This is a genomic window from Agromyces salentinus (assembly GCF_009749395.1).
GTDB lineage: Bacteria > Actinomycetota > Actinomycetes > Actinomycetales > Microbacteriaceae > Agromyces > Agromyces salentinus.
In genome coordinates this window covers 40,397-64,238 of the sequence record NZ_WBIR01000003.1, presented here as the reverse complement: position 1 = coordinate 64,238, position 23,842 = coordinate 40,397, and the positions used below count along the sequence as shown (strand labels likewise).

Sequence of the window (23,842 nt, the reverse complement as noted above, 5' to 3'; positions counted from 1 at the left end):
CGATCCCTGAATAGGCTGAATGTCATGCCGCGTATCACGAAGGTCCTCATCGCCAATCGCGGAGAGATCGCCGTCCGCATCATCCGCGCCGCCCGCGACGCCGGAATCTCCTCCGTCGCGGTCTACGCCGACCAGGACCGCGACGCGCGGCACTCCAAGCTCGCCGACGAGGCCTACGCGCTCGAGGGTTCCACGAGCGCCGAGACCTACCTCGTCATCGACAAGCTGCTCTCCATCGCGCGCCGCTCGGGCGCCGACGCCGTGCACCCCGGCTACGGCTTCCTGGCCGAGAACCCCGACTTCGCACGCGCGGTCATCGCCGCCGGCCTGATCTGGATCGGCCCGTCGCCCGAGGCCATCGAGCGCCTCGGCGACAAGGTGTCGGCGCGGCACGTGGCCGAGAAGGTCGGCGCCCCGCTCGCGCCGGGCACGCTCAACCCCGTCGCGGATGCCGCGGAGGTGCTCGAGTTCGTCGACGTGCACGGCCTGCCCGTGGCGATCAAGGCGGCCTTCGGCGGCGGCGGCCGCGGCCTCAAGGTGGCCCGCACCCGCGAGGAGGTGCCGGAGCTCTTCGACTCCGCCACGCGCGAGGCCGTCGCGGCCTTCGGGCGCGGCGAGTGCTTCGTCGAGAAGTACCTCGACAAGCCCCGACACGTCGAGACCCAGTGCCTCGCCGACGAGCACGGCAACGTCGTCGTGATCTCGACGCGCGACTGCTCGCTCCAGCGCCGCCACCAGAAGCTCGTGGAGGAGGCGCCCGCGCCCTTCCTCACCGACGCGCAGACCGAGGCCCTGTACGCCTCGTCGAAGGCGATCCTCAAGGAGGTCGGCTACGTCGGCGCCGGCACCTGCGAGTTCCTCATCGGCCAGGACGGCACCGTGTCCTTCCTCGAGGTGAACACCCGCCTCCAGGTCGAGCACCCCGTGTCCGAGGAGGTCACAGGCATCGATCTCGTGCGCGAGCAGTTCCGCATCGCGGAGGGCGGCGTGCTCGACTACGACGACCCCGTGGCGGTCGGTCACTCGATCGAGTTCCGCATCAACGGCGAGGACCCGGGCCGCAACTTCCTGCCGGCCCCCGGCCCCGTCCACCAGCTGCGGTTCCCCGGCGGCCCCGGCATCCGCATCGACTCCGGAGTCACGAGCGGCGACCAGATCTCGGGCGCCTTCGACTCGCTCCTCGCCAAGCTCATCGTCACCGGTGCGACGCGCAAGGACGCCATCGAGCGAGCCCGCCGCGCGCTCGACGAGTTCGAGGTCAACGGCCTGCCGACGGTGCTGCCGTTCCACCGCGACATCGTGCGCAACGCGGCGTTCGCCCCCGAGGGCGACGGGCCGTTCTCGATCTACACGCGGTGGATCGAGACCGAGTACGACAACCAGCTCGAGCCGTGGACCGGCGAGCTGGCCGAGCCCGCCGCGGCGTCGGCACGCACCAACCTCGTCGTCGAGGTCGGCGGCCGTCGCATCGAGGTGACCCTTCCGGCCAAGCTCGCGGGCGGCGTCGCCTCGTCCTCGCCCACCGCCGGTGCGGTGCCCCGCCGGCGCACCGCCTCGCACGCGGCCGGCACGGCGACGGGCGATGCCGTGAAGGCGCCCATGCAGGCCACGGTCGTGAAGGTGGCCGTCGCCGAGGGCGACCGGGTCGTGAAGGGCGACCTCGTGCTCGTGCTCGAGGCCATGAAGATGGAACAGCCGATCGTCGCGCACAAGGACGGCGTCATCGGCCTCGTCAACGCGGAGGCCGGCGCGACCGTCTCGAGCGGCCACCTGCTCCTCTCTATCGCGGACGCCCCCGCCGCCTGACGCCGACCACGGCTGCGCGCCCGCGTCCGATTCGAAGGGGGCGCCCAGTCGTCCCACCGTCCTTTCCCGGAGCGATTCGGTAGACAAGCCGGATGCACGATTCCGAATCGACCGGGGCGAACCGCGAACGGATGCCGCGACGACGGCCCGTGCGCACCGGCATCCGCTCGGCCGGGGTCGCCGTCCGCACGTCCTGCGCCCTCGCCGCCGTCGCGGTCCTCGCGGGATGCGCGGCGCCGCAGTTCGACGCGGGCGCCGAAGCATCCGCAGCCCCTGGCCCGAAGGAGTCGTCGATGACACCGCATCCGCCGACGCCGGCACCCTCTCCCGCGTCGACGCCGACGCCGGCGCCGGTCTCCCCCGAGGCGAGGGCCGCCGCGACGGTGCGGCTGCAGGCCGCTGTCGATGCCGGCGACGTCGGGGCGGCTCGTTCCGCGATCGCCGCCGGAGCCGATCTCGAGACGCGCGGCGCCGAGGGGCGCACGCCGCTCGTCCATGCGACGAAGCGGGCCGACACCGCCATGGCTTCCCTCCTGCTCGACGCAGGAGCCGATCCCGACGCGAAGGACGACCTGCAGGACTCCGCGTTCCTCTACGCCGGGGCCGAGGGCCTGAACGAGATCCTCGAGTCGACCATCTCGCACGGTGCGGATGTCGCGAGCACGAACCGCTTCGGCGGCACGGCCCTCATCCCCGCGAGCGAGCACGGGCACGTCGAGACCGTGCGCATCCTGCTCACCGCGGGCGTCCCGGTCAACCACGTGAACCGGCTGTCGTGGACCGCGCTGCACGAGGCCATCGTGCTCGCCGACGGATCGGCCGACCAGGTCGAGGTCGTGCGACTCCTGCTCGCCGCCGGCGCCGACCCGGCGATACCCGACGGCGACTGCGTGCTCCCACGCGACCTGGCGGCCCGACGCGGCTTCAACGCGATCGTGGCCGAGATCGACCGCGCCGCGGGCTGAGCCGGGTCCCGGGGCCCAGGCGTCGGCTGCGCTCGGTTCCGGATCGCCGCAGGCTCAGCTCGGCGGTCGGACCCCCTGGGGAGTCGGCAGTTCGACCTCGCTGACGCCGCCCGCCATCCGGGAGCGACGACGACCGTAGAGCAGGTAGATGGCCACGCCGATCACGAGCCACACCACGAAGCGGACCCACGTGAGCGTCGTCAGGTTGAGCATGAGCCAGACGCACAGCACCGCGGACAGGATCGGCAGCACGGGCGACCACGGGACGCGGAACCCGCGTGGCAGGTCGGGCCGGGTGCGCCGCAGCACCACGATGCCGATGCTCACCAGCACGAACGCCGAGAGCGTGCCGATGTTGATCATCTCCTCGAGGAGGCCGACGTCGGTGAAGGCGGCGACGAACGCGACGACGGTGCCCGCGATGATCTGGATGCGCGCCGGCGTCTTCGTGCGCTCGGTCGTCTTCGAGAGCCACCGGGGCAGGAGCCCGTCGCGGCTGAGCGCGAAGACGATCCTCGACAGGCCGAGGAGGATGATCATGATGACGGTCGTGAGGCCGGCGAGCGCGCCGAGCGAGATCACGGCGGACGCCCAGTCCTGGCCCACGAGCCGGAAGGCCGTCGCGAGGGAGGGCGTCTCCTCCTCGGCGAGCTCGGTGTAGGACACCATCCCCGTCATGACGATCGACACGAGCACGTAGAGCAGCGTGACGATGCCGAGCCCCAGGAAGATGCCGCGGGGCAGGCGCTTCTGCGGCTCGCGGACCTCCTCCGCGCTCGTGGCGACCACGTCGAAGCCGATGAACGCGAAGAAGACGAGTGCGGCCGCCGACAGCATGCCGAAGACGCCGTACTGCGCAGGGGCGGCGCCGGTCGCCCACGAGAAGAGCGACTGCGTCCAGACATCCGTGGCGCCGCCCTCGGTAGGCACCGCCTCGGGGATGAACGGCGAGAAGTTCGCCGCCTTGACGAAGAAGAAGCCGACGACGATGACGAAGAGCACGATCGCGACCTTGATGATCGTGAACACCGCGCCGATGCGCGCCGTGAGCTTCGTACCGGCGACCAGCAGCGTCGTGAAGACGGCGACGATGAGGAATGCCGGCCAGCTCACCTCGAGGCCGCCGAGGTCGAACGTCGCCGGGAACGGGAGGCCGAACGCGAGCAGCGCCTCGCCGAGGTAGACGCCCCAGTACTTCGCCAGCACCGCTGCTGCGGTGAACAACTCGAGGATGAGGTCCCAGCCGATGATCCAGGCGAGCAGTTCGCCCATGGTCGCATACGTGAACGTGTAGGCACTGCCCGCGACCGGCACCGTGGAGGCGAACTCCGCGTAGCACATGATCGCGAGGCCGCAGGTGACCGCGGCCAGGATGAACGAGAGGATCACGCTCGGTCCGGCGAAGTTCGCCGCGGCCTGGGCGCCGACCGAGAAGATGCCCGCGCCGACCGCGACGGCGATGCCCATGAGGGCGAGGTCCCAGGTGCCGAGGGAGCGTTTGAGGCTCCGCTCCTCGTCGTGCGAATCGGCGATCGACGCCTCGACGGACTTCACGCGCAGGTTCATCAGTGCCCCCGAACCGCGCCGCCCCCGCGACGCTCCGGTGCCTAGCGTACGACGTGCATGGCGCGTGCGGCATCCGTCAGCGACCCGCTGAGCGACGGGTAGACCGGGAAGGCCTCGGCGAACTGGTCGACGGTGAGGCGGTGCTCGACGGCCAGGGCGAGCGGGAAGATGAGTTCGGACGCCTTGGGTGCGACGATCACGCCGCCGATGATGGCGCCGGAGCCGTTCGAGGCGAACAGCTTCACGAAGCCGTCGCGGATGCCCATCATCTTCGCGCGCGGGTTCGACGCGAGCGGCAGCTTGTAGACGACGCCCGGCACCACGCCGTCCTCGATCTCCTTCTGGGTCCAGCCGACGGCGGCGATCTCGGGCTGGGTGAAGATGTTCGAGGTGATGTTGCGCAGCTCCGGCGGGTTCACGATGTCGCCCATGGCATGGAACACGGCCGTGCGCCCCTGCATCGAGGCCACCGAGGCCAGCGGGGGGAACGTCGTGCAGTCGCCGGCCGCGTAGATGTTCGGCATCGACGTGCGGGCCACCCGATTCACCCGGATGTGGCCCGAGTCCGAGAACTGCACGCCGGCCTGCTCGAGGCCGAGGTCGTGCGTGTTCGGCACCGAGCCGACCGCCATGAGGCAGTGACTGCCGCGCACCTCGCGACCGTCGGAGAGCGTCGCGACCACCTCGTCGCCGTCGCGCACGACCGACTCGGCGCGGGACTTGTTGAGCACCTTCATGCCGTTGCGCTTGAACACCTTCTCGATGACGGATGCCGCGTCCGCGTCTTCGCCCGGGAGCACCTGGTCGCGGCTGGAGATGAGCGTGACCTTGGCGCCGAGCGCGCGGTAGGCCGAGGCGAACTCGGCGCCCGTGACGCCCGAGCCGACGACGATGAGGTGCTGCGGAACCTGCTGCAGGTGGTACAGCTGGGTCCAGGTGAGGATGCGCTCGCCGTCGGGCACGGCCGAGGGCAGGATCCGCGGCGTCGCGCCGACGGACACGACGAGGGTGTCGGCCTCGATGCGGTCGAAGTCGGTGCCGCCCTTGGCCGTCGCGACGATGACCGCGTTCGGCCCGTCGAGGCGTCCCTCGCCGTGGACGAGGTGCACGCCGGCGTCGATGAGGTTGGTGCGCATGTCATCGGACTGCTGCGCCGCGAGCCCGAGCAGCCGCTTGTTGACGGCCGCGAGGTTGATCGCGACACTCGGCTTCACGGCCTTCTCGGAATCGCCCTTGGCGTAGAACTGCACACCGAGGTCGGCGGCCTCCTTGACGGCGTTGGACGCCTCGGCCGTCGCGATGAGCGACTTGGAGGGGACCACGTCGGTGAGCACGGCCGACCCGCCCACGCCGGCCCGTTCGATGAGCGTCACCTCGGCCCCGAGCTGGGCGGCGGCCAGTGCGGCCTCGTACCCCCCGGGCCCGCCTCCGAGTACCGCGATTCGTTGGGTGCGCTCGAACTCGTAGGCCATGCTCATATTCTGCCAGTACGCGTGCGACGGGCTCACCCGAGCACGACCGGCCGCGGCATCCGCACGCTCGTTAGAGTGGTGGGATGACCGACGTGAACGTGCTCGACGACCCCGCAGCAGACCCCTTCGCCGTCGCGGCCGACGCGGCCGCCCGCATCGCGGAGCTGACCGGGGTCGAACGCCACGACATCGCCCTCACGCTCGGCAGCGGCTGGGGCCGGGCCGCCGAGCTCATCGGCGAGACGACCCACACGATCGCCGCGACGGAGGTGCCCGGGTTCTCCAAGCCGGCGCTCGAGGGGCACGTGGGCACGCTGCGCTCGGTGCTGCTGCCCTCCGGCAAGCGAGCACTCGTCATCGGCGCGCGCACCCACTACTACGAGGGCCACGGGGTCCGCCGCGTGGTGCACTCGGTGCGCACCGCGGCGGCAGCGGGTGCGACCACGATGATCCTGACGAACGGCGCCGGCGGCATCAAGGAGCACTGGACGCCCGGCACGCCCGTGCTGATCAGCGACCACATCAACCTCACGGCCGACTCCCCGCTCGAGGGCGCGACCTTCATCGACCTCACCGACCTCTACTCGAAGCGGCTGCGCGACCTCGCGCGCACCCTCTCCCCCGAGCTCGACGAGGGCGTCTACTGCCAGTTCCGCGGACCCCACTACGAGACCCCCGCCGAGGTGCAGATGGCCAAGGCCATCGGCGGCCACATCGTCGGCATGTCCACGGCGCTCGAGGCGATCGCCGCCCGGCAGGCCGGCATGGAGGTGCTCGGCATGTCGCTGATCACCAACCTCGCCGCCGGCATCCAGCAGACCCCGCTGAGCCATGAGGAGGTCATCGAGGCCGGACGACTCGCCGAGCCCGTCATCTCCTCGCTGCTCGCGAAGATCGTCGCAGAGCTCTAGGAGACCCGGATGTCGCAGCCAGACGCCTCGACCACCGTCCCGTCCGACGCCGACCGCGAACGCATCGCCCTCGCCGAGGCCTGGATCACGCAGGACCCCGACCCCGAGACGCGTGCCGAGCTCGCGGCCATCGTGGCGCGCACGCAGGACGGCGACCCCGCGGCATCCGCCGACCTCGCCGACCGGTTCGACCAGCGGCTGGCCTTCGGGACCGCCGGCCTCCGCGGCGAGATCGCGGCCGGCCCCAACCGGATGAACCGGGTGCTGGTCTCCCAGGCGGCGGCGGGGCTCGCGGCCTACCTGCTCGAACGCAGCACCGACGGCACGCCCTCGGTCGTCATCGGCTACGACGGGCGCCGCAACTCGGCGGTGTTCGCGCGCGACTCCGCCGAGATCCTCGCGGGTGCCGGCGTCCGCGCGATCCTGCTGCCGCGGCTGCTCCCGACCCCCGTGCTCGCGTTCGCGGTGCGCCACCTCGACACCTCGGCGGGCGTCATGGTCACCGCCTCGCACAACCCTCCGAACGACAACGGGTACAAGGTCTACCTCGGCGGTCGCGACCACGGCTCGCAGATCGTGTCGCCGGCCGACGCCGAGATCGCCGCGCACATCACCGGCATCGCGGCCACCGCCTCGGTGCCCGACCTCCCCCGTGGGGAGGTCGAGATCGCCGACGAGTCCGTCCTCGAGGCCTACGTGCACCAGACGGCGCTCGAGGCCGGGCATGCGCCCGCCGCCCAGCCGAAGGTCGTCTACACCGCCATGCACGGTGTCGGGTGGGAGACCGCCTCCCGCGTGCTCGCCGCGGCCGGGTTCGACGCGCCGACGCTCGTCGACGAGCAGATCCATCCCGATGCGGCCTTCCCGACCGTCGCGTTCCCGAATCCCGAGGAACCGGGCGCGATGGACCTCTCCTTCGCGCGGGCCCGGCAGGTCGGCGCCGACCTCATCGTGGCGAACGACCCCGACGCCGACCGGCTCGCGATCGCGATCCCCGATACCGCGGCCGACGCCGGGTACCGCCGTCTCACCGGCAACGAGGTCGGCCTGCTGCTCGGCTGGCGGGCCGCCCGCCACGCCGCCGGCGCCTCGGGCGACGGCGGAGCCGACGGCACCCTCGCCTGCTCCATCGTGTCCTCGCCGGGGCTCGCCGAGATCGCCGACGCCTACGACCTCGACTTCGAGGCCACCCTGACCGGGTTCAAGTGGATCTCCCGGGCACCGAACCTCGTATTCGGCTTCGAGGAGGCGCTCGGCTACCTCGTGAACCCGGGCACCGTGCGCGACAAGGACGGCATCTCCGCGGCCGTCGCCTTCCTCTCCCTCGCCGCGGAGCTCAGGACGAGCGGACGCACCATCGCCGACCACCTCGACGAATTCGTCGAGCGGTTCGGCTGCCACGTGTCGAGCCAGATCTCGATCCGCGTCACCGACCTGAGCCGCATCGACACGATCATGGCGCGCCTGCGCGCCGAGCCGCCGGCCTCCGTCGGCGGCGTGCGGGTCGAACGCATCGAGGACCTCTCGCACGGCTTCGGTTCGCTCGCTCCGAGCGACGTCCTGCGCTTCGTCATCGAGGGCGGTGCGCGCGTCATGGTCCGCCCCAGCGGAACCGAGCCGAAGCTCAAGGCCTACCTCGACGCCGCCTCGCACACGGGCACGGTCGCCGAGCGCCGGGCCGCGGCATCCGCAACGCTCGAACGGCTGGAGACGGGCATGCGCGAGCTCTTCGCCTGAGCCGGCCCGAGGGCAGCGCCCGATCGATCAGCCGAGCGATTCCTCGAGCTTGCCGCTGATCTCCTCGACGTCGAAGTAGTTGACCACCTCGATGATCTCGGCGTGGCTGCGTCCGAGGGCCGTGCGGACGGCCGCGGCGAGCTCGGTCGAGGTCAGCACCACCTGGGCGTCGGATGCCGCGACGGCGATGGACGCGAGGTCGCTGGCGTCGACCACGGCCGTGAGGCCGAGCCGGCCGAGCGCTCGCTCCGCATTCACCTTCAGGATGGCCGAGGTGCCGATGCCCGAACCGCAGACGGCGATGATCCTCATGCGTGGGCCCCCAGGCCGTCGCCGCCTGGTTCGCCGCTCGGCACCCCGAGGCCCAGGAGCGCACGGACCTCATCGGCCGTTCGAGCCTCCGCGATGCGGGCGATCACCTGCTCGTCGTTGAACACGTTCGCGAGCCGTGCGACGGAGGCCACGTGCTCCTCGGCATTGGCCACCGCGAGGCCGATGACGACGCGCACCGGGTCGTTGTGCGGGTGCCCGAAGTCGACGGGCGTCGCCAGCGTCACGACGGAGAGCCCCTCGTGGAGGACATCGGAGCCGGGGCGGGCATGGGCGAGCGCGAGGCCCGGGGCGATGACGACGTAGGCGCCGAACTCCTCGATGACGCCGATCATGCGCTCGGTGTACTCGTCTCGGGTGGCGCCGGCGCGGGTGAGGGCTCGACCGGATTCGCGGACGGCCTGCCGCCAGTCGTCGACACGTGCGCCGAGGAGCACGGCCGCGTCGGGAAGCGACGGTGTCGTCATGGAGGATCCGTTCCGCACGGCGATCGCGCGTGGTCGTGGGTTGCGGGTGCGGTGGCGTGGATGACGCCCCCGTGGATCGGGCCGCCGGCGGCGGCATCCGCTCAGGCGTCGTCGAAGCCCTCGCGGATGAGCTCGGCGAGCTCGTCGCGGTCGTCGACCGGAAGGAACGTCGCCGCCGCCGCGTTCAGCTGGAACGTCTCGAAGTCGTCGAGGTCGTAGCCGAAGGCGTCGCTGAGCAGCGCGAGCTCGCGGGTGATGCTCGTCGAGCTCTGCAGGCGGTTGTCGGGGTTGACGGTCACCCGGAAGCCCAGCTGGTAGAGCAGGTCGAAGGGGTGGTCGACGAGCTCGTCGCCCCACGCCTCGATGGCACCGGTCTGCAGGTTCGACGACGGGCTCAGCTCGAGCGCGATCTCGCGATCGCGGACCCACTGGGCGATCGGTCCGAGGGAGACGTAGGTGTTCTCGTCATCCTGGCGCTCGATCACGAGGTCCTCGGCGAGGCGCACGCCGTGGCCGAGGCGCAGTGCCCGCCCGTCGAAGAGCGCGCTCCGGATGGACTCGAGGCCGTCGGCCTCGCCGGCGTGCACGGTGACGGGAAGGTACTGCCCGGCGAGGAAGTCGAACGCCGTGCGGTGCCGGCTCGCGGGGAATCCCGCCTCGGCGCCGGCGATGTCGAAGCCGACCACGCCGCGGTCGCGGTGCCGCACGGCCAGCTCGGCGATCTCGAGCCCGCGGTCGGCGTGGCGCATGGCCGTGATGAGCTGGCCGGTGCGGATGCCGTGACCGGCGTCGCGCGCATCGTCGGCGCCCTGCTCGAGCCCCTCCTGCACGGCCGCGACGACCTCGTCGAGGTCGAGCCCGCCCGCGAGGTGCTGCTCGGGCGCCCAGCGCACCTCGCCGTAGATCACGCCGTCGGCCGCGAGGTCTTGGACGAACTCGCGCGCGACCCTCGTGAGGCCCTCGCGGGTCTGCATCACTGCGGTCGTGACGTCGAACGTCTTCAGGTACTCCACGAGCGAGCCGGAGTCGGACTTCTCGGCGAACCAGGTGCCGAGCTGCTCGGCATCGTGCTTCGGCACGTCGACGCCCGTGGCGTCGGCGAGCTCGATGACGGTCTGCGGACGCAGACCCCCGTCGAGGTGGTCGTGCAGTGAGATCTTCGGGAGCGCCTGGATGTTCGCGCCATCGCCCTCGAGCCGGTACTGCGTCGCATTCGTGTTCACGGCTCAACGATACCGGCGAGGCCGCCGCGAAGTCTCGGCAATCTCAGAGCAATGGCGCCGCACGACGCAGCATGGGCGTGTCGGCGTCAGCGCCCGATGCGGTCCGCGATGAGCGGGCCGCCGTCGGCGACCTGTTCTCCCGCGTCGCCGATGCGGTACGCACCCTCGACGGCGTCGAGCGCCCTGGCGAACCGGGCGGGCTCGTCGGCGAGCAGGGTGAACAGCGGCTCGCCCTTGCGCACCGTGTCGCCGGGCTTGGCGTGCAGGTCGATGCCCGCGGCGTGGTGCACCGGGTCCTCCTTGCGCGCACGGCCCGCCCCGAGCCGCCAGGCGGCGATGCCGAACGGCAGCGCCGACTGCTCGACCAGCACGCCGTCGCGGTCGGCCACGACGGTGTGCGTCTCGCGTGCGACGGGCATCGCGGCGTCGGGGTCCCCGCCCTGCGCGATCACGAAGGCGCGCCAGCTGTCCATGGCACGGCCGTCGTCGAGCGCCGCGGCGACGTCGGCGTCGCGGACGCCCGCGAGCTCGAGCATCTCCTGCGCCAGCGCGATGGTGAGCTCCCGCACGTCGGCGGGGCCGCCGCCGGCCAGCACCTCGATCGACTCGCGCACCTCGTTGGCGTTGCCGATCGTGAGGCCGAGCGGCACGTTCATGTTGGTGATGAGGGCGGATGTCGCGACGCCGGCGTCCTCGCCGAGTTCGACCATCGTGCGGGCGAGCTCGCGCGACCGCTCGATGTCCTGCAGGAAGGCCCCCGACCCGAACTTCACGTCGAGCACGAGCGCACCCGTGCCCTCGGCGATCTTCTTCGACATGATTGAGGAGGCGATCAGCGGGATCGCCTCGACGGTGCCGGTGATGTCGCGCAGGGCGTAGAGCTTCTTGTCGGCGGGGGCGAGGCCGCTGCCCGCGGCGCAGATCACGCCGCCCACGTCGCGGAGCTGCGCGAACATCTCGTCGTTCGTCAGGTCGGCGCGCCAGCCGGGGATGGACTCGAGCTTGTCGAGCGTGCCGCCGGTGTGGCCGAGTCCGCGGCCGGAGAGCTGCGGCACCGCCACGCCGAAGCTCGCGACGAGCGGCATGAGGGGGAGCGTGATCTTGTCGCCGACTCCCCCGGTGGAGTGCTTGTCGGTGGTCGCCTTGCCGAGGCCGCTGAAGTCCATGCGCTCGCCCGAGGCGATCATCGCCATCGTCAGGTCGCGGATCTCGCGCCTCGCCATGCCGTTCAGGAAGATCGCCATGGTCATGGCGGACATCTGCTCGTCGGCCACGTACCCGCGCGTGTAGGCGTCGACGAGCCAGTCGATCTCGGCGGTCTCGAGCTCGTGCCCGTCTCGCTTGGCCCGGATCAGGTCGACCGCGTCGAAGGCCTCGACGCCGCTCATGCGCCCGCTCCGCGGTACTCGGCGAGCTGCCTGGGTCCGAAGGCGTCGGGAAGCACCTCGTCGATCGTCCTGAAGCCGGAGACGGTCTCGAGGACCATGCCCTCCGCCGAGTGCTCGAACAGCAGTTGGCGGCACCGTCCGCACGGCATCAGCACGTTCCCGTGGCCGTCGACGCATGTGAACGCGACGAGCTTGCCGCCCCCCGACATCGCGAGCGCCGAGACGAGCGAGCACTCCGCGCAGAGCGTGACACCGTACGAGGCGTTCTCGACGTTGCACCCGCTGACGACGCGGCCGTCGTCGACGATCGCCGCCGCGCCCACCGGGAACTCCGAATAGGGCACGTACGCCTTGGCCATGGCCTCCCGCGCGCGCTCGCGCAGGTCGGTCCAGTCGATCGCATCCGTTGCGGTCATGATGCTCCCCCGTTCCAGGATGGGTGTTCGTCGTGTCCCGCCGCACGTCGGGGTGCGGCGTGGCCGGTCAGGCCTTGATGTAGGGCTTGCCCGCGGCAGCGGGCCCACGCACCTTGCCCACGAGGCCGGCGACCGCGAAGATCGTCACCACGTACGGCAGCATGAGCATGAACTCGCTCGGCACCGGAGACCCGATGACGCCGAGCGTGTTCTGGAGGTTCGACGCGAAGCCGAACAGCAGTGCGGCGAGCGTCGCCTTGATCGGGTCCCACTGCCCGAAGATCACGGCGGCGAGGGCGATGAAGCCGGCTCCGGCGGTCATCTCCTTGTTGAACGCGCCGACGGACCCGAGGGTGAAGAACGCACCGCCGAGGCCCGCGATCGCACCGGCCAGGGAGACATTCCAGAACCGGGTGCCCGTGACGTTGATGCCGACGGTGTCCGCGGCTTGGGGGTGCTCGCCCACGGCGCGCAGCCGGAGGCCCCACTTGGTGTGGAACAGCCCGATGTAGACGGCCGCGACGGCGACGTACATGAGGTAGACGATGATGGTCTGCCGGAAGAACGTCGGCCCGATGAGCGGGATCTCGGAGAGGATCGGGATCGGGATGCGCTCGAACCGCGGCGGGGAGTTCAGGGTGGTCGCGTTCGGCGCCAGGACCTGAGAGAAGAAGAAGCTCGTGAGACCGAGCACCAGCACGTTCAGCACGACACCGACGATGACCTGGTCGACGAAGTACTTGATCGCGAAGGCGGCCAGCACGAACGAGACGAGCACGCCCGCGACGCCGGCGGCGAGCAGCCCGGCATAGGGGTTGCCGGTCGCGGTCGCCACGACGGCCGACGTGAAGGCACCCGCCAGGAGCTGGCCCTCGATCGCGATGTTGATGACGCCGACGCGCTCGGAGATCACGCCGCTCAGCGAGCCGAAGATCAGCGGCACGGAGAGGCTGAGCGCACCGGCGAGCAGTCCCGCGACCGGGATCACGTTCGTTCGGGCGCCCGCGGCGGCCCACGTCAGGAACCCGATGAGGAACACGACCGCGAACACGGCCATCAGCCACACGGGGACCTTGCGCTCGGAGCGCACGAGGAGCGCGCTCGCGACGGTGATCGCGAGGAGCAGGATGGTCGAGGTCCACGCGACGACGGTCGCGTCGAGCACGATCTCGGGCAGCTGGAGGGCGTCACCCGCGGCGGAGATGCGGAACACGGCCTCTCCGCCCTGCCCGGCGACGAGGAAGAGGATGGCGGCGAGGACGGTGATCACGCCGAAGGCGATCGGGGCCTTCCAGCTGACGACGACGGTCCTCGCGAGGGCCGGCTCCTGCGGCGCGGCGGCATTGTGCTGGGTCGCGGTGGTCATTTCGGCTCCACCTCCTTCGTGACGTTGGGTCGCGGTCTGCGCGACGCGCTGCCCGGGGCGGGGAGCCTGAAGATGGCGCGCACGAGCGGCGGGGCCGCGATGAAGAGCACGATGAGCGACTGGACGACGAGGACGATGTCGATCGGGACGCCCTCGGCGGCCTGCATCGCGAACCCGCCGGCCTTGAACGCGCCGAAGAGGATGCCGGCCGCGAGCACGCCCCACGGGGTCGAGCGGCCGAGCAGCGCGACGGTGATGGCGTCGAAGCCGATGCCCGCGTCGATGCCGCTGGAGAACCCGGTCGTCACGGTGCCGAGCACCTGGCTGACGCCGGCCAGTCCGATGAGCGCGCCCGAGATCAGCATCGCGTAGACGTACATCGCCTTGACGTTGATGCCCGCGACGCGAGCCGCGTTGGGGTTCTCGCCGACCGCGCGGAACTGGAAGCCGAGGCTCGATCGGTCGAGGATCCACCAGACGAGCACGACCGAGGCGATCGCGAGGAGGAAGCCGAAGTGCAGGTTGTAGCCGTCGCCGAGGATGGCGGGGAAGATCGCCGTGTCCTTCATGGGCGGCGTCTTGGGGTTGTTCGAACCGGGGGCCTGCAGCAGGCCGGGCGTCCGCAGCATCCAGGTCACGAGGTAGAGCGCGACGTAGTTCAGCATGATCGTGACGATGACCTCGTGGGCGCCGGTGCGCGCCTTCAGGAGGCCCGCGATGCCGGCCCACAGCGCGCCGGCGAGGAGGCCTGCGAGCAGCGCGACGAACATGTGCACGCCGAAGGGGAGGTCGAACGAGAACGCGACCCAGCCCGCGGCTGCGGAGGCCATGAGCATCTGGCCGCGGCCGCCGATGTTGAACATGCCGACGCGGAACGCGAGCGCCACGCCGAGGCCCGCCGCGATGAGCGGGGTCGCGAACGTCAGCGTCTCGGTGAGCGGCCGGATGCCGGCGGCGAAGTCGGGCCGGCGGAAGTTGTAGATCGAGCCCTGGAAGAAGGCCGAGTAGGCGCCGGAGACCGACTCCCAGATCGCGACGAACGTGTCGCCCGGCCGGGCGAAGAAGTAGCCGGATGCCGCCTGCACGCGCTCGTCGGTGAAGGCGATCATGATCGCACCGACGATGAGTGCGAGCACGACCGCGAGCACGGAGATGATGGCGTTGCCCGTCGCGACCTCGCGGAGGGCGCGGTGCCAGCGCGACTCGGGCTCCGGCTCGGGCTCGGCCCGCCTCACGGGCTCCGCCGGCGGGACCTGCGAGCCCGTCTCGACGGCGACGTCGGGGTCGCTCGGTCCTTGCGCGCTCATGCCGCGGCTCCTTCGGGGTTCGGGGCCTCGCCGGCCATCATCAGGCCGAGGGTCTCGCGCGGGGTGTCCCCCGGCACGATGCCCACCACCTTGCCGCGGTACATGACCATGATGCGATCGGCGAGGGCCGTGACCTCATCGAGCTCGGTGGACACGACGACCACGGGCACGCCGGAGTCACGGGTCTCGACGATGCGCTTGTGGATGAACTCGATCGACCCGACGTCGACTCCACGGGTGGGCTGGGCCGCGACGAGGAGGCGCAGCTCGCGGCTGAGCTCGCGCGCGAGCACGACCTTCTGCTGGTTGCCGCCGGACAGCCGGCCGACCTTCGTCTCGATGGAGGGCGTGCGGACGTCGTACTCGGCGACCTTCTCCTCGGCGAACTCGGCGAGGGTGGCGAGCTGGAGGTTGCCGCCCTTGACGAACGGAGCTCCCTCGGCACGGTCGAGCATGAGGTTCTCGGCGATGGAGAACTCCGCGACGAGCCCGTCCTCCTTGCGATCCTCGGGCACGAACCCGACGCCGGCGTCGAGGATGCTGCGGACGCTGTCGCCGTTGAGCTCGTTGCCGTCGAGTCGCATGGAGCCGCGCACCCGGGGCTGCAGGCCCACGAGCGCCTCGGTGAGCTCGGTCTGGCCGTTCCCCTGCACGCCCGCGACCGCGAGGATCTCGCCGCGGCGCACCTCGAAGGAGACGTCGTTGACGACGAGCTGGCCGATCGGGTCGACGACGGTCAGGCCCTGGACGACGAGCGCGGGGTCGCCGAGCTGCGGTGCGTCCTTCTGGACGGTGAGCTCCACGGCGCGCCCGACCATGAGCGAGGCCAGCTCGGCGTTCGAGGCGGTGGGCGATGCCTCGCCCACGACCTTTCCGAGCCGGATCACGGTGATGCGGTCGGCCACCTCGCGGACCTCGCGCAACTTGTGCGTGATGAAGACGATGGAGGTGCCCGACTCCTTGAGCTGGCGCATGATGGCCATGAGCTCGTCGGTCTCCTGCGGCGTGAGCACGGCCGTCGGCTCGTCGAACACGAGCACGCGCGCGTCGCGGGAGAGCGCCTTGATGATCTCGACGCGCTGCTGCACGCCGACGGGAAGGTCGTCGACGAGGGCGTCGGGATCGACGTCGAACCCGAAGCGGTCGGAGATCTCCCTGACCTTGGCGCGGGCGGCCGGCAGGTCGAGCCTGCCGCCGAAGCGCGTCTCCTCGTGGCCGAGCATGACGTTCTCGGCCACCGTGAAGACGGGGATGAGCATGAAGTGCTGGTGCACCATGCCGATGCCGGCGCGCATCGCGTCACCCGGTCCGGCGAAGCTCTGCACCCGGTCGTCGAGGAGGATCTCGCCGCCATCGGCCTGGTACAGGCCGTAGAGCACGTTCATGAGGGTGGACTTGCCTGCGCCGTTCTCGCCGAGGAGGCAGTGGATCTCGCCGGCCTCGACGGTGAGGTCGATGTGGTCGTTCGCCACGAGCGTCCCGAACGTCTTCGTGATGCCCCGGAGCTCGAGTTTCATGTCATCGATCCTACTGATTGGCCTGCATCCGCAGCAGGTGCTGCTCGGATGTCGCTCGCCGTGCGAGCGGGCTGCTCAGATGCAGCCGATCCCGCGCAATCGCGGGGAACGACGACGGGGAGGCCGGCACGAGCCGACCTCCCCGCCGCGGTTGGGCCTTATTCGGCCAGGTAGGACTCCACCGTGATGTCGCCGGCGATGATCTGGTCGCGCAGCTCCTGCACCTTGGCGTCGAGGTCGGCCGGAACGGCGTCCGCCCAGTCGTGGTAATCGGCCAGGCCGACGCCCTCGTTCTCGAGCGTGCCGACGAACGGGGTGGCGTCGAACTCGCCGTTGCCGGCCTCGATGATCGCGTCCTCGACACCGACGTCGATGCCCTTGAGGATCGAGGTCAGGAGGAGGTCGGCGACCTCGGGGTCGGTCTCGAACACGTCGGCGTCGACACCGAGCAGGGCGATCTCACGACCGGCGTCGCGGATGGCGACGGCGGCCGACTGGTAGATCGGGCCGCCGACGGGCAGCAGCACGTCGACGTTCTGGTCGATGAGGCCCTGGGCGACCTGACGGGCGCCGTCGTTGGCCTCGAAGCCACCGGTGAAGGAGCCGTCCTGCGCGTCGCGGTCCCAGCCGATGACCTTGACGGCGGTGCCGTTCTCCTCGTTGTAGTAGTCGACGCCCTGCGCGAAGCCGTCCATGAAGATCGTGACCGTCGGGATGTTCATGCCGCCGAAGGTGCCGACGACGCCGGTCTTCGAGACGCCCGCCGAGAGGTAGCCGGCGAGGAACGCGGCCTGCGCGGTGTCGAAGATGATGGGCTTGATGTTCTCGGCGTCGGTCGTGCCGTCGAAGTCGGTGTCGACCGTGTCGTCGATCGAGACGTACTCGATGTCGGGGTTGTCGGTCGCGGACTCGAGCGCGGCGGGCGCCAGCAGGAAGCCGACGGTCACGATCGCGTTGCAGCCCTGGTCGACGAGCGACTGCAGGTTCGAGGCGTAGTCGGTCTCCGCGGCCGACTCGACCGTCTTCGGCTCGACGCCGAGTTCCTCGGACGCGGCGGTGAGGCCCTCGAAGCCGAGCTGGTTGAAGGACTTGTCGTCGAATCCGCCCGCGTCGGAGACCATGCAGGGCAGGAAGTCCGAGGCCGCCTCGGTGGAACCGCCGGACTCCTCGGGAGCCGACGCGCAACCGGCGAGCAACGCGGCTGCACCGAACATCGCGAGGCCGGCGAATCCGGCCTTCTTGGTCGTGACCTTCACTGTGTCCTCCAAATCGTGCGCCCAGAACCCAGAGCGGGGGGCCGTGTGGGTACGTTACCGAATGTTGCGGGCACGACCGGCGTAGTTGGCGCGCACGACATCCAATGGTTATGAAGACGCGACATTCTGCTCATATGAGCAGACCGGGGCTCCCCCGCATGGGGGACAGCGCTCGGATCAGGGCGCGCTCGGCGACTCCACGACGATCTCGCCGGCGATGATCGCCTGGCGCAGGCCCTCGATCTCACCGTCGAGCTCGGGCGTCACGAGGGACGCGAGGTCGTGGTACGGCGCGATCTCGACGCCCGCGTTCTCGAGGGTCCCGACGTACGGATCCGCGGTGAAGGCGTCATCCTGGACGTCGCCGACGATCGTCACCATCGCGTCCTGCGTGTTCTTCAGCACGCTCGTCAGGATGACCGGCCGGAAGTCGGCGGGCAGCGACTCGTAGCCGTCGCTGTCGACCCACACGATGGAGACGCCGTCGCGCTCGAGCGCCGCGGCCGCCGCGCCCTCGCCGACCTGCCCGGCCACCGGCAGGATGACGTCGGCACCCTGGTCGATGAACCCCTCGGCCAGCGTCTTGCCCTTGTTCACGTCCTCGAAGTCGCCGGTGAAGGCGCCGTCCTGGCTCGCCTTGTCCCAGCCGAGGGCCCGCACGCTCGTGCCGTGCACCTCGTTGTACTTGGCCACGCCGTCGACGAAGCCGTCCATGAACAGCGTCACCGGCGGTTGGTTGCCGCCGCCGAAGGTCGCGACGACGCCGGTCCTCGTGACCCCCGCGGCCAGGTACCCGGCGAGGTACGCCGCCTGTGCCGTGTCGAACACCACCGGCTTGACGTTGGGCGCCTCGACCGACTCGTCGACGATGGCGAACGCGACGTCGGGGTTGGCCGCGGCCTGCTCGAGGGTGGGGTCGGCGAGCTCCCAGCCGACCGTCACGACCAGTCCGCAGCCGGACTGCACGGCCTGCTCGACGTTGGGGGCCAGGTCGGTCTCGCTCGTCGAGACGATCGCCTCGGCCTCGACGCCGAGCTCCTCCTCCGCCTGCTGCAGGCCCTCCCAGCTGGACTGGTTGAACGACCGGTCCTCGAGTCCGCCCGAGTTCGTGACCATGCGGACGCAGCCCGCACTCGCATCCCCGCCGTCGCCCTTCTCGGGCGCCGCCTGGCACCCGGCCAGCACCACGGATGCCGCGACGAGCGCGACTCCGAATCCGACTCTCCTGCGCGACATCCGCTGCTCCCTCTTCGATCCGGTCAGAGCACGTCGCCCGAGCCGCCGAGGCGGAGCGCGTCGACCACGGCCTTCACGCGCTGCGCGTGCTCGCTCGTGGTCACGAGGAGCGCATCGGGTGTGTCGACGACCACGATGTCCTGCACGCCGATGAGGCTGATGACCCGCTTGGACCGGCTGATGACGATGCCGCTCGATGCGTCGGCGAGGACGCGCGCGTGCTCGCCGAGGATGGCGAGCTCGCCGGAGCGCCCGGAGGAGTTGAGCTTGGCGAGCGAGGCGAAGTCGCCGACGTCGTCCCACTGGAAGTGACCGCGCACGACGACCAGGCGTCCGGCATCCGCGGCCGGCTCGGCGACGGAGTAGTCGATGGCGATCTTCTCGAGCTTCGGCCAGATGCGATCGACGGCCGGCCCCCTGGTCGCGGGGTCGTCCCACGCCGCGGCGAGCTCGATGAGGCCGGCGTGCAGCTCGGGCTTCGTGCGGGCGAGCTCCTCGAGGAGCGTGGAGGCCTTCGCGATGAACATGCCGGCGTTCCAGAGGTGGGCGCCCCCGTCGACGTAGTCTCGCGCCGTCTCGAGGTCGGGCTTCTCGACGAAGTTCGCCACGACCTCGACCCGGCCGGCTCCCGGGATGGCGAGCTGCTGCCCGCACTCGATGTACCCGAAGCCGACCGCGGGCTCGGTCGGCGTGATGCCGATGGTCGCGATGTAGCCGTTCTTCGCGGCCGTGATCGCGTCGGCGACCGCCGAACGGAAGAGCGCGTCGCCCGAGATCACGTGATCGGCCGCGAACGACCCGATGACGACGCCGGGCTCGCGGAGTTCGAGGATGGCCGCGGCGAGGCCGATGGCGGCCGTGGAGTCGCGCGGCTCGGACTCGAGCACGACGTTGACGTCGGCGAGCTCGGGGAGCTGGGACTCGACCGCCGCGCGGTGCGCGCGGCCCGTGACGACCATGATGCGCTGTTCGCCCGAGAGGGGGGCGAGGCGATCCCACGTGTCCTTGAGCAGCGTCTGGCCGGAACCGGTCAGGTCGTGGAGGAACTTCGGCGCGTCGGCTCGGGACAGCGGCCAGAGGCGGGACCCGACGCCGCCGGCCGGGATGACGCTGTAGAACCCGTCGAACGGGACGGAGTGGGCTGACATGAGTCCGAGGATAGCCGGACGCGGCCGCGGGACGCCGGGAACCTCGGCACCCGGCATCCGGATTTTACAAACGAGATATCTCGACGTCGAGAGAGTTAGGCAGCCCTAAGCGGCGGCGTGGCGACCCCGGGACTACAATCGCATCGGGTCGTTCGGCCCGTTCGCGCCCTGAGATCGAGGGCCTTCAGCAGCCAGGGAGGGTTGTTCATGCCAGAGAACCCGGCAGGAACCCTGACCACACCCGCGAAGCCGGCGAAGCAGAAGCCTGGTGGCACGCTGTACCGCGGCCGCGAGGGCATGTGGTCGTGGGTATTGCACCGCATCACGGGCGTCGCCATCTTCTTCTTCCTCTTGGTGCACATCCTCGACACCGCGCTCGTGCGCGTGAGCCCCGAGGCGTACAACGCCGTCATCGGCACGTACCAGACGCCCATCATGGGCCTCGGCGAGGTCGCCCTCGTCGGCGCGATCGTGTTCCACGCCTTCAACGGCCTGCGCATCATCCTCGTCGACCTGTGGGCCTGGGCCACGCGCCACCAGAAGCTGCTCTTCTACATCGTCATCGCCCTCTGGGTCATCACGATGCTCGGCTTCACGCCCCGCCACCTCATCAACGTCTTCAGCCACTGAGGAGCCGCGACGTGACTGCCATCAACTTCCCGGGCGAACCACGCCGTCGAGGCACCAACCTCGAGAAGTGGGGCTGGATCTACATGCGCGCCAGCGGCGTCGTGCTGCTCGTGCTGATCTTCGGCCACCTGATCGTGAACCTCATGGTCGGCGAGGGCGTGAAGGCCATCGACTTCGGCTTCGTCGGCGGCAAGTGGGCCGACCCGTTCTGGCAGTGGTGGGACGTCACGATGCTGTGGCTCGCGCTCATCCACGGCGCGAACGGCATGCGCACGCTCGTGAACGACTACACGAACCCCGGCACGACGCAGAAGGTCCTGAAGGGCGCGCTCTTCGCGGCCGCGGCCGTGCTCATCGTGCTCGGCACCCTCGTGGTCTTCACCTTCGAGCCGTGCCCCGCCGGCTCCCCCGCAGACCTGCTTCCCTCGTTCTGCCCCGCTGTCTAGGAGAACCGTGACTTCCCAGAGCGCCCACGTCGAGACCAACGTCATCGACGGAGTCCACTACCACCAGTACGACATCGTGATCGTCGGCGCCGGCGGCGCGGGGATGCGCGCGGCGATCGAGGCCGGGCCAGGCGCGAAGACCGCCGTGATCTCGAAGCTGTACCCGACGCGCTCCCACACGGGTGCCGCGCAGGGCGGCATGGCCGCCGCGCTCGCGAACGTCGAGGAGGACAGCTGGGAGTGGCACACCTTCGACACCGTCAAGGGCGGCGACTACCTCGTCGACCAGGACGCGGCGGAGATCCTCGCGAAGGAGGCCATCGACGCGGTCATCGACCTCGAGAACATGGGCCTGCCGTTCAACCGCACGCCCGAGGGGAAGATCGACCAGCGGCGCTTCGGCGGCCACACCCGCGATCACGGCAAGGCGCCCGTCCGCCGGGCCTGCTACGCCGCCGACCGCACGGGTCACATGATCCTGCAGACGCTGTTCCAGAACTGCGTCCGGCTCGGCATCGAGTTCTACAACGAGTACTACGCGCTCGACCTCATCATGACCGAGGTCGACGGCGTCGAGCAGCCCTCGGGCATCGTCGCCTACGAGCTCGCCACCGGCGAGCTGCACGTCTTCCAGGCGAAGGCGATCATCTTCGCGACCGGCGGCTTCGGCAAGATCTACAAGACGACCTCGAACGCGCACACCCTCACGGGCGACGGCGTCGGGATCATCTGGCGCAAGGGCCTCCCGCTCGAGGACATGGAGTTCTTCCAGTTCCACCCGACCGGCCTCGCCGGCCTCGGCATCCTGCTCACCGAGGGCGCCCGCGGCGAGGGCGCGATCCTCCGCAATGCGAGCGGCGAGCGGTTCATGGAGCGCTACGCCCCCACGATCAAGGATCTCGCGCCGCGCGACATCGTCGCCCGCTGCATGGTCCAGGAGGTCGCCGAGGGCCGCGGCGCCGGCCCGCACAAGGACTACGTGCTCCTGGACTGCACCCACCTCGGCGCCGAGGTCCTCGAGACCAAGCTCCCCGACATCACCGAGTTCGCCCGCACGTACCTCGGCGTCGACCCCGTGTACGAGCCCGTTCCCGTCATGCCGACCGCGCACTACGCCATGGGCGGCATCCCGACGAACGTCGCCGCCGAGGTCCTCCGCGACAACCAGACCGTCGTGCCGGGCCTCTACGCGGCCGGCGAATGCGCCTGCGTCTCCGTGCACGGCTCCAACCGCCTCGGCACGAACTCCCTCCTCGACATCAACGTCTTCGGCAAGCGCGCCGGCCGCAACGCCGTCGAGTACGTCAAGACGGCGGAGTTCACGCCGCTCCCCGAGGACCCGGCTCGCGACATCCGCCAGATGCTGCAGCTGCTCCGCGACTCGGCCGGCACCGAGCGCATCGCGGCGATCCGCAAGGAGCTGCAGGACGAGATGGACAAGAACGCGCAGGTGTTCCGCACCGACGAGTCGCTGGCCCACGTCACGAACGTGATCGCCGGCCTCCGCGACCGCTACCGCAACATCGCCGTCCAGGACAAGGGCAAGCGCTTCAACACCGACCTCCTCGAGGCCGTCGAGCTCGGCTTCCTGCTCGACCTCGCCGAGGTCGTCGTGTACTCGGCGCGCAACCGCCAGGAGAGCCGTGGCGGCCACATGCGCGACGACTTCCCGAAGCGCGACGACGAGAACTACATGCAGCACACGATGGCCTACCTCTCGGGCGACGCGCACTCCTCGGATGCCGCCGACCACATCCGGCTCGACTGGAAACCCGTGACCATCACCCGCTACCAGCCGATGGAGAGGAAGTACTGATCGTGAGCACCACCACGCTCGAGCAGCCGCCCGCCGCCGAGGCGGCCATCCAGTCCTTCACCGTGACGTTCCTGATCCGCCGCTTCGACCCCGACGTGGACACCGAGCCGCGCTGGCAGGACTTCGACGTCGAGATGTACGCGACCGACCGCGTGCTCGACGCCCTGCACAAGATCAAGTGGGAGCAGGACGGCTCGCTCACGTTCCGGCGCTCCTGCGCACACGGCATCTGCGGCTCCGACGCCATGCGCATCAACGGACGCAACCGGCTCGCGTGCAAGACGCTCATCAAGGACCTCGACATCTCGAAGCCCATCTACGTGGAGGCCATCAAGGGCCTGCCGCTCGAGAAGGACCTCATCGTCGACATGGAGCCGTTCTTCGCGAGCTACCGCGAGGTGCAGCCGTTCCTCATCGCCAACTCGAAGCCCGAGGCGGGCAAGGAGCGCGTGCAGTCGATCGCCAAGCGCGAGATCTTCGACGACACGACCAAGTGCATCCTCTGCGCCGCGTGCACCTCCTCCTGCCCCGTGTTCTGGACCGATGGGCAGTACTTCGGCCCCGCGGCCATCGTGAACGCGCACCGGTTCATCTTCGACGACCGTGACGACGCGGCATCCGTTCGCCTCGACATCCTGAACGACAAGGAGGGCGTGTGGCGCTGCCGCACGACCTTCAACTGCACCGACGCCTGCCCCCGCGGCATCGAGGTCACCAAGGCCATCGCCGAGGTCAAGCAGGCCATCATGCGGGGCAAGCCCTGACCTCGATCGACGCGACACCGTCGCGCTGAAGAAGGGCCGATGCGAGAACGCATCGGCCCTTCTTCGTCCCCAGTC

21 protein-coding genes are annotated in these 23,842 nt (G+C 70.3%); 8 read left to right on the top strand and 13 right to left on the bottom strand.

Going from position 1 to position 23,842, the window contains the following annotated elements; all coding sequences use genetic code 11:
- Window positions 1–24: 24 nt before the first annotated feature.
- Window positions 25–1,806, top strand: coding sequence for an acetyl/propionyl/methylcrotonyl-CoA carboxylase subunit alpha (locus GQQ95_RS04765; protein WP_157426519.1), 1,782 nt, complete (start codon window positions 25–27; stop codon window positions 1,804–1,806).
- 92 nt (window positions 1,807–1,898) lie between these two features.
- Window positions 1,899–2,771 (top strand): ankyrin repeat domain-containing protein, encoded by an 873-nt coding sequence (locus GQQ95_RS04760; protein ID WP_246205186.1) that lies wholly within the window; start codon window positions 1,899–1,901, stop codon window positions 2,769–2,771.
- 54 nt (window positions 2,772–2,825) lie between these two features.
- Here GQQ95_RS04760 and GQQ95_RS04755 read toward each other — a convergent pair whose 3' ends face one another.
- Both GQQ95_RS04755 and GQQ95_RS04750 read right to left on the bottom strand, forming a co-directional pair.
- Window positions 2,826–4,337: an APC family permease gene (locus GQQ95_RS04755; protein WP_157426518.1), complete on the bottom strand. Its 1,512-nt coding sequence runs from the start codon at window positions 4,335–4,337 to the stop codon at window positions 2,826–2,828.
- A gap of 41 nt (window positions 4,338–4,378) precedes the next feature.
- Window positions 4,379–5,809 carry an NAD(P)H-quinone dehydrogenase gene (locus tag GQQ95_RS04750; protein ID WP_157426517.1) on the bottom strand — a complete coding sequence of 477 codons (1,431 nt, stop codon included), beginning with the start codon at window positions 5,807–5,809 and terminating at the stop codon, window positions 4,379–4,381.
- A gap of 83 nt (window positions 5,810–5,892) precedes the next feature.
- On the opposite strand from GQQ95_RS04750, the gene GQQ95_RS04745 reads away from it, so the two are divergent.
- Together GQQ95_RS04745 and GQQ95_RS04740 are read left to right on the top strand one after the other, a co-directional pair.
- Complete coding sequence (locus GQQ95_RS04745; RefSeq protein ID WP_157426516.1) at window positions 5,893–6,720, top strand: purine-nucleoside phosphorylase; 828 nt, start codon at window positions 5,893–5,895, stop codon at window positions 6,718–6,720.
- A gap of 9 nt (window positions 6,721–6,729) precedes the next feature.
- The gene (locus GQQ95_RS04740) at window positions 6,730–8,457 is read left to right on the top strand and encodes a phospho-sugar mutase (RefSeq protein WP_157426515.1); all 1,728 of its coding nucleotides are present in this window, start codon (window positions 6,730–6,732) and stop codon (window positions 8,455–8,457) included.
- Between the two features lie 27 nt (window positions 8,458–8,484).
- On the opposite strand, the gene GQQ95_RS04735 is transcribed toward GQQ95_RS04740, so the two are convergent.
- The 11 genes from GQQ95_RS04735 to GQQ95_RS04685 all read right to left on the bottom strand — a co-directional run bounded on the left by GQQ95_RS04735 (window position 8,485) and on the right by GQQ95_RS04685 (window position 20,111).
- A complete protein-coding gene (locus GQQ95_RS04735; protein WP_157426514.1) occupies window positions 8,485–8,769 on the bottom strand; it encodes a PTS sugar transporter subunit IIB in 285 nt (94 codons plus the stop codon).
- A complete protein-coding gene (locus tag GQQ95_RS04730; RefSeq protein ID WP_157426513.1) occupies window positions 8,766–9,254 on the bottom strand; it encodes a PTS sugar transporter subunit IIA in 489 nt (162 codons plus the stop codon). The genes GQQ95_RS04735 and GQQ95_RS04730 overlap by 4 nt, the downstream gene beginning before the upstream one ends.
- 101 nt (window positions 9,255–9,355) lie before the next feature.
- The gene (locus GQQ95_RS04725) at window positions 9,356–10,477 is read right to left on the bottom strand and encodes an adenosine deaminase (RefSeq protein ID WP_157426512.1); all 1,122 of its coding nucleotides are present in this window, start codon (window positions 10,475–10,477) and stop codon (window positions 9,356–9,358) included.
- An 86-nt stretch (window positions 10,478–10,563) separates the two neighbouring features.
- Window positions 10,564–11,865, bottom strand: coding sequence for a thymidine phosphorylase (locus GQQ95_RS04720; RefSeq protein ID WP_157426511.1), 1,302 nt, complete (start codon window positions 11,863–11,865; stop codon window positions 10,564–10,566).
- A complete protein-coding gene (locus GQQ95_RS04715) occupies window positions 11,862–12,281 on the bottom strand; it encodes a cytidine deaminase (protein WP_157426510.1) in 420 nt (139 codons plus the stop codon). The genes GQQ95_RS04720 and GQQ95_RS04715 overlap by 4 nt, the downstream gene beginning before the upstream one ends.
- A gap of 67 nt (window positions 12,282–12,348) precedes the next feature.
- Window positions 12,349–13,647 carry an ABC transporter permease gene (locus tag GQQ95_RS04710; protein WP_157426509.1) on the bottom strand — a complete coding sequence of 433 codons (1,299 nt, stop codon included), beginning with the start codon at window positions 13,645–13,647 and terminating at the stop codon, window positions 12,349–12,351.
- Window positions 13,644–14,954 carry an ABC transporter permease gene (locus GQQ95_RS04705; RefSeq protein ID WP_157426508.1) on the bottom strand — a complete coding sequence of 437 codons (1,311 nt, stop codon included), beginning with the start codon at window positions 14,952–14,954 and terminating at the stop codon, window positions 13,644–13,646. Before GQQ95_RS04705 ends, GQQ95_RS04710 begins: the two co-directional genes overlap by 4 nt.
- Window positions 14,951–16,471, bottom strand: coding sequence for an ABC transporter ATP-binding protein (locus tag GQQ95_RS04700; RefSeq protein WP_157426507.1), 1,521 nt, complete (start codon window positions 16,469–16,471; stop codon window positions 14,951–14,953). Before GQQ95_RS04700 ends, GQQ95_RS04705 begins: the two co-directional genes overlap by 4 nt.
- A gap of 158 nt (window positions 16,472–16,629) precedes the next feature.
- Window positions 16,630–17,727 carry a BMP family lipoprotein gene (locus GQQ95_RS04695; protein WP_246205185.1) on the bottom strand — a complete coding sequence of 366 codons (1,098 nt, stop codon included), beginning with the start codon at window positions 17,725–17,727 and terminating at the stop codon, window positions 16,630–16,632.
- Between the two features lie 177 nt (window positions 17,728–17,904).
- The gene (locus GQQ95_RS04690) at window positions 17,905–18,963 is read right to left on the bottom strand and encodes a BMP family lipoprotein (RefSeq protein WP_157426506.1); all 1,059 of its coding nucleotides are present in this window, start codon (window positions 18,961–18,963) and stop codon (window positions 17,905–17,907) included.
- A gap of 23 nt (window positions 18,964–18,986) precedes the next feature.
- Window positions 18,987–20,111 (bottom strand): mannose-1-phosphate guanylyltransferase, encoded by a 1,125-nt coding sequence (locus tag GQQ95_RS04685; RefSeq protein ID WP_157426505.1) that lies wholly within the window; start codon window positions 20,109–20,111, stop codon window positions 18,987–18,989.
- Between the two features lie 207 nt (window positions 20,112–20,318).
- On the opposite strand from GQQ95_RS04685, the gene sdhC reads away from it, so the two are divergent.
- The 4 genes from sdhC to GQQ95_RS04665 are packed head-to-tail and all read left to right on the top strand — an operon-like array spanning window position 20,319 to window position 23,767.
- Entirely contained in the window at window positions 20,319–20,741 is a 423-nt protein-coding gene (sdhC, locus tag GQQ95_RS04680) for a succinate dehydrogenase, cytochrome b556 subunit (protein ID WP_157426504.1), read from the top strand.
- A gap of 11 nt (window positions 20,742–20,752) precedes the next feature.
- Window positions 20,753–21,187: a succinate dehydrogenase hydrophobic membrane anchor subunit gene (locus tag GQQ95_RS04675; RefSeq protein WP_246205184.1), complete on the top strand. Its 435-nt coding sequence runs from the start codon at window positions 20,753–20,755 to the stop codon at window positions 21,185–21,187.
- A 7-nt stretch (window positions 21,188–21,194) separates the two neighbouring features.
- Window positions 21,195–23,003 (top strand): succinate dehydrogenase flavoprotein subunit, encoded by a 1,809-nt coding sequence (gene sdhA, locus GQQ95_RS04670; RefSeq protein ID WP_157426503.1) that lies wholly within the window; start codon window positions 21,195–21,197, stop codon window positions 23,001–23,003.
- Window positions 23,004–23,005: 2 nt separating this feature from the next.
- Window positions 23,006–23,767, top strand: a complete 762-nt coding sequence (locus GQQ95_RS04665) for a succinate dehydrogenase iron-sulfur subunit (RefSeq protein ID WP_157426502.1) — start codon at window positions 23,006–23,008, stop codon at window positions 23,765–23,767.
- Window positions 23,768–23,842: the final 75 nt, after the last annotated feature.

What these genes read in the sequence shown, in the direction of transcription:
- GQQ95_RS04765 (WP_157426519.1), top strand. Translation starts at nt 25, where the DNA reads ATGCCGCGTATCACGAAGGTCCTCATCGCCAATCGCGGAGAGATCGCC.
- GQQ95_RS04760 (WP_246205186.1), top strand. Translation starts at nt 1,899, where the DNA reads ATGCACGATTCCGAATCGACCGGGGCGAACCGCGAACGGATGCCGCGA.
- GQQ95_RS04755 (WP_157426518.1), bottom strand. Translation starts at nt 4,337, where the DNA reads ATGAACCTGCGCGTGAAGTCCGTCGAGGCGTCGATCGCCGATTCGCAC.
- GQQ95_RS04750 (WP_157426517.1), bottom strand. Translation starts at nt 5,809, where the DNA reads ATGGCCTACGAGTTCGAGCGCACCCAACGAATCGCGGTACTCGGAGGC.
- GQQ95_RS04745 (WP_157426516.1), top strand. Translation starts at nt 5,893, where the DNA reads ATGACCGACGTGAACGTGCTCGACGACCCCGCAGCAGACCCCTTCGCC.
- GQQ95_RS04740 (WP_157426515.1), top strand. Translation starts at nt 6,730, where the DNA reads ATGTCGCAGCCAGACGCCTCGACCACCGTCCCGTCCGACGCCGACCGC.
- GQQ95_RS04735 (WP_157426514.1), bottom strand. Translation starts at nt 8,769, where the DNA reads ATGAGGATCATCGCCGTCTGCGGTTCGGGCATCGGCACCTCGGCCATC.
- GQQ95_RS04730 (WP_157426513.1), bottom strand. Translation starts at nt 9,254, where the DNA reads ATGACGACACCGTCGCTTCCCGACGCGGCCGTGCTCCTCGGCGCACGT.
- GQQ95_RS04720 (WP_157426511.1), bottom strand. Translation starts at nt 11,865, where the DNA reads ATGAGCGGCGTCGAGGCCTTCGACGCGGTCGACCTGATCCGGGCCAAG.
- GQQ95_RS04715 (WP_157426510.1), bottom strand. Translation starts at nt 12,281, where the DNA reads ATGACCGCAACGGATGCGATCGACTGGACCGACCTGCGCGAGCGCGCG.
- GQQ95_RS04710 (WP_157426509.1), bottom strand. Translation starts at nt 13,647, where the DNA reads ATGACCACCGCGACCCAGCACAATGCCGCCGCGCCGCAGGAGCCGGCC.
- GQQ95_RS04705 (WP_157426508.1), bottom strand. Translation starts at nt 14,954, where the DNA reads ATGAGCGCGCAAGGACCGAGCGACCCCGACGTCGCCGTCGAGACGGGC.
- GQQ95_RS04700 (WP_157426507.1), bottom strand. Translation starts at nt 16,471, where the DNA reads ATGAAACTCGAGCTCCGGGGCATCACGAAGACGTTCGGGACGCTCGTG.
- GQQ95_RS04690 (WP_157426506.1), bottom strand. Translation starts at nt 18,963, where the DNA reads ATGTCGCGCAGGAGAGTCGGATTCGGAGTCGCGCTCGTCGCGGCATCC.
- GQQ95_RS04685 (WP_157426505.1), bottom strand. Translation starts at nt 20,111, where the DNA reads ATGTCAGCCCACTCCGTCCCGTTCGACGGGTTCTACAGCGTCATCCCG.
- sdhC (WP_157426504.1), top strand. Translation starts at nt 20,319, where the DNA reads ATGCCAGAGAACCCGGCAGGAACCCTGACCACACCCGCGAAGCCGGCG.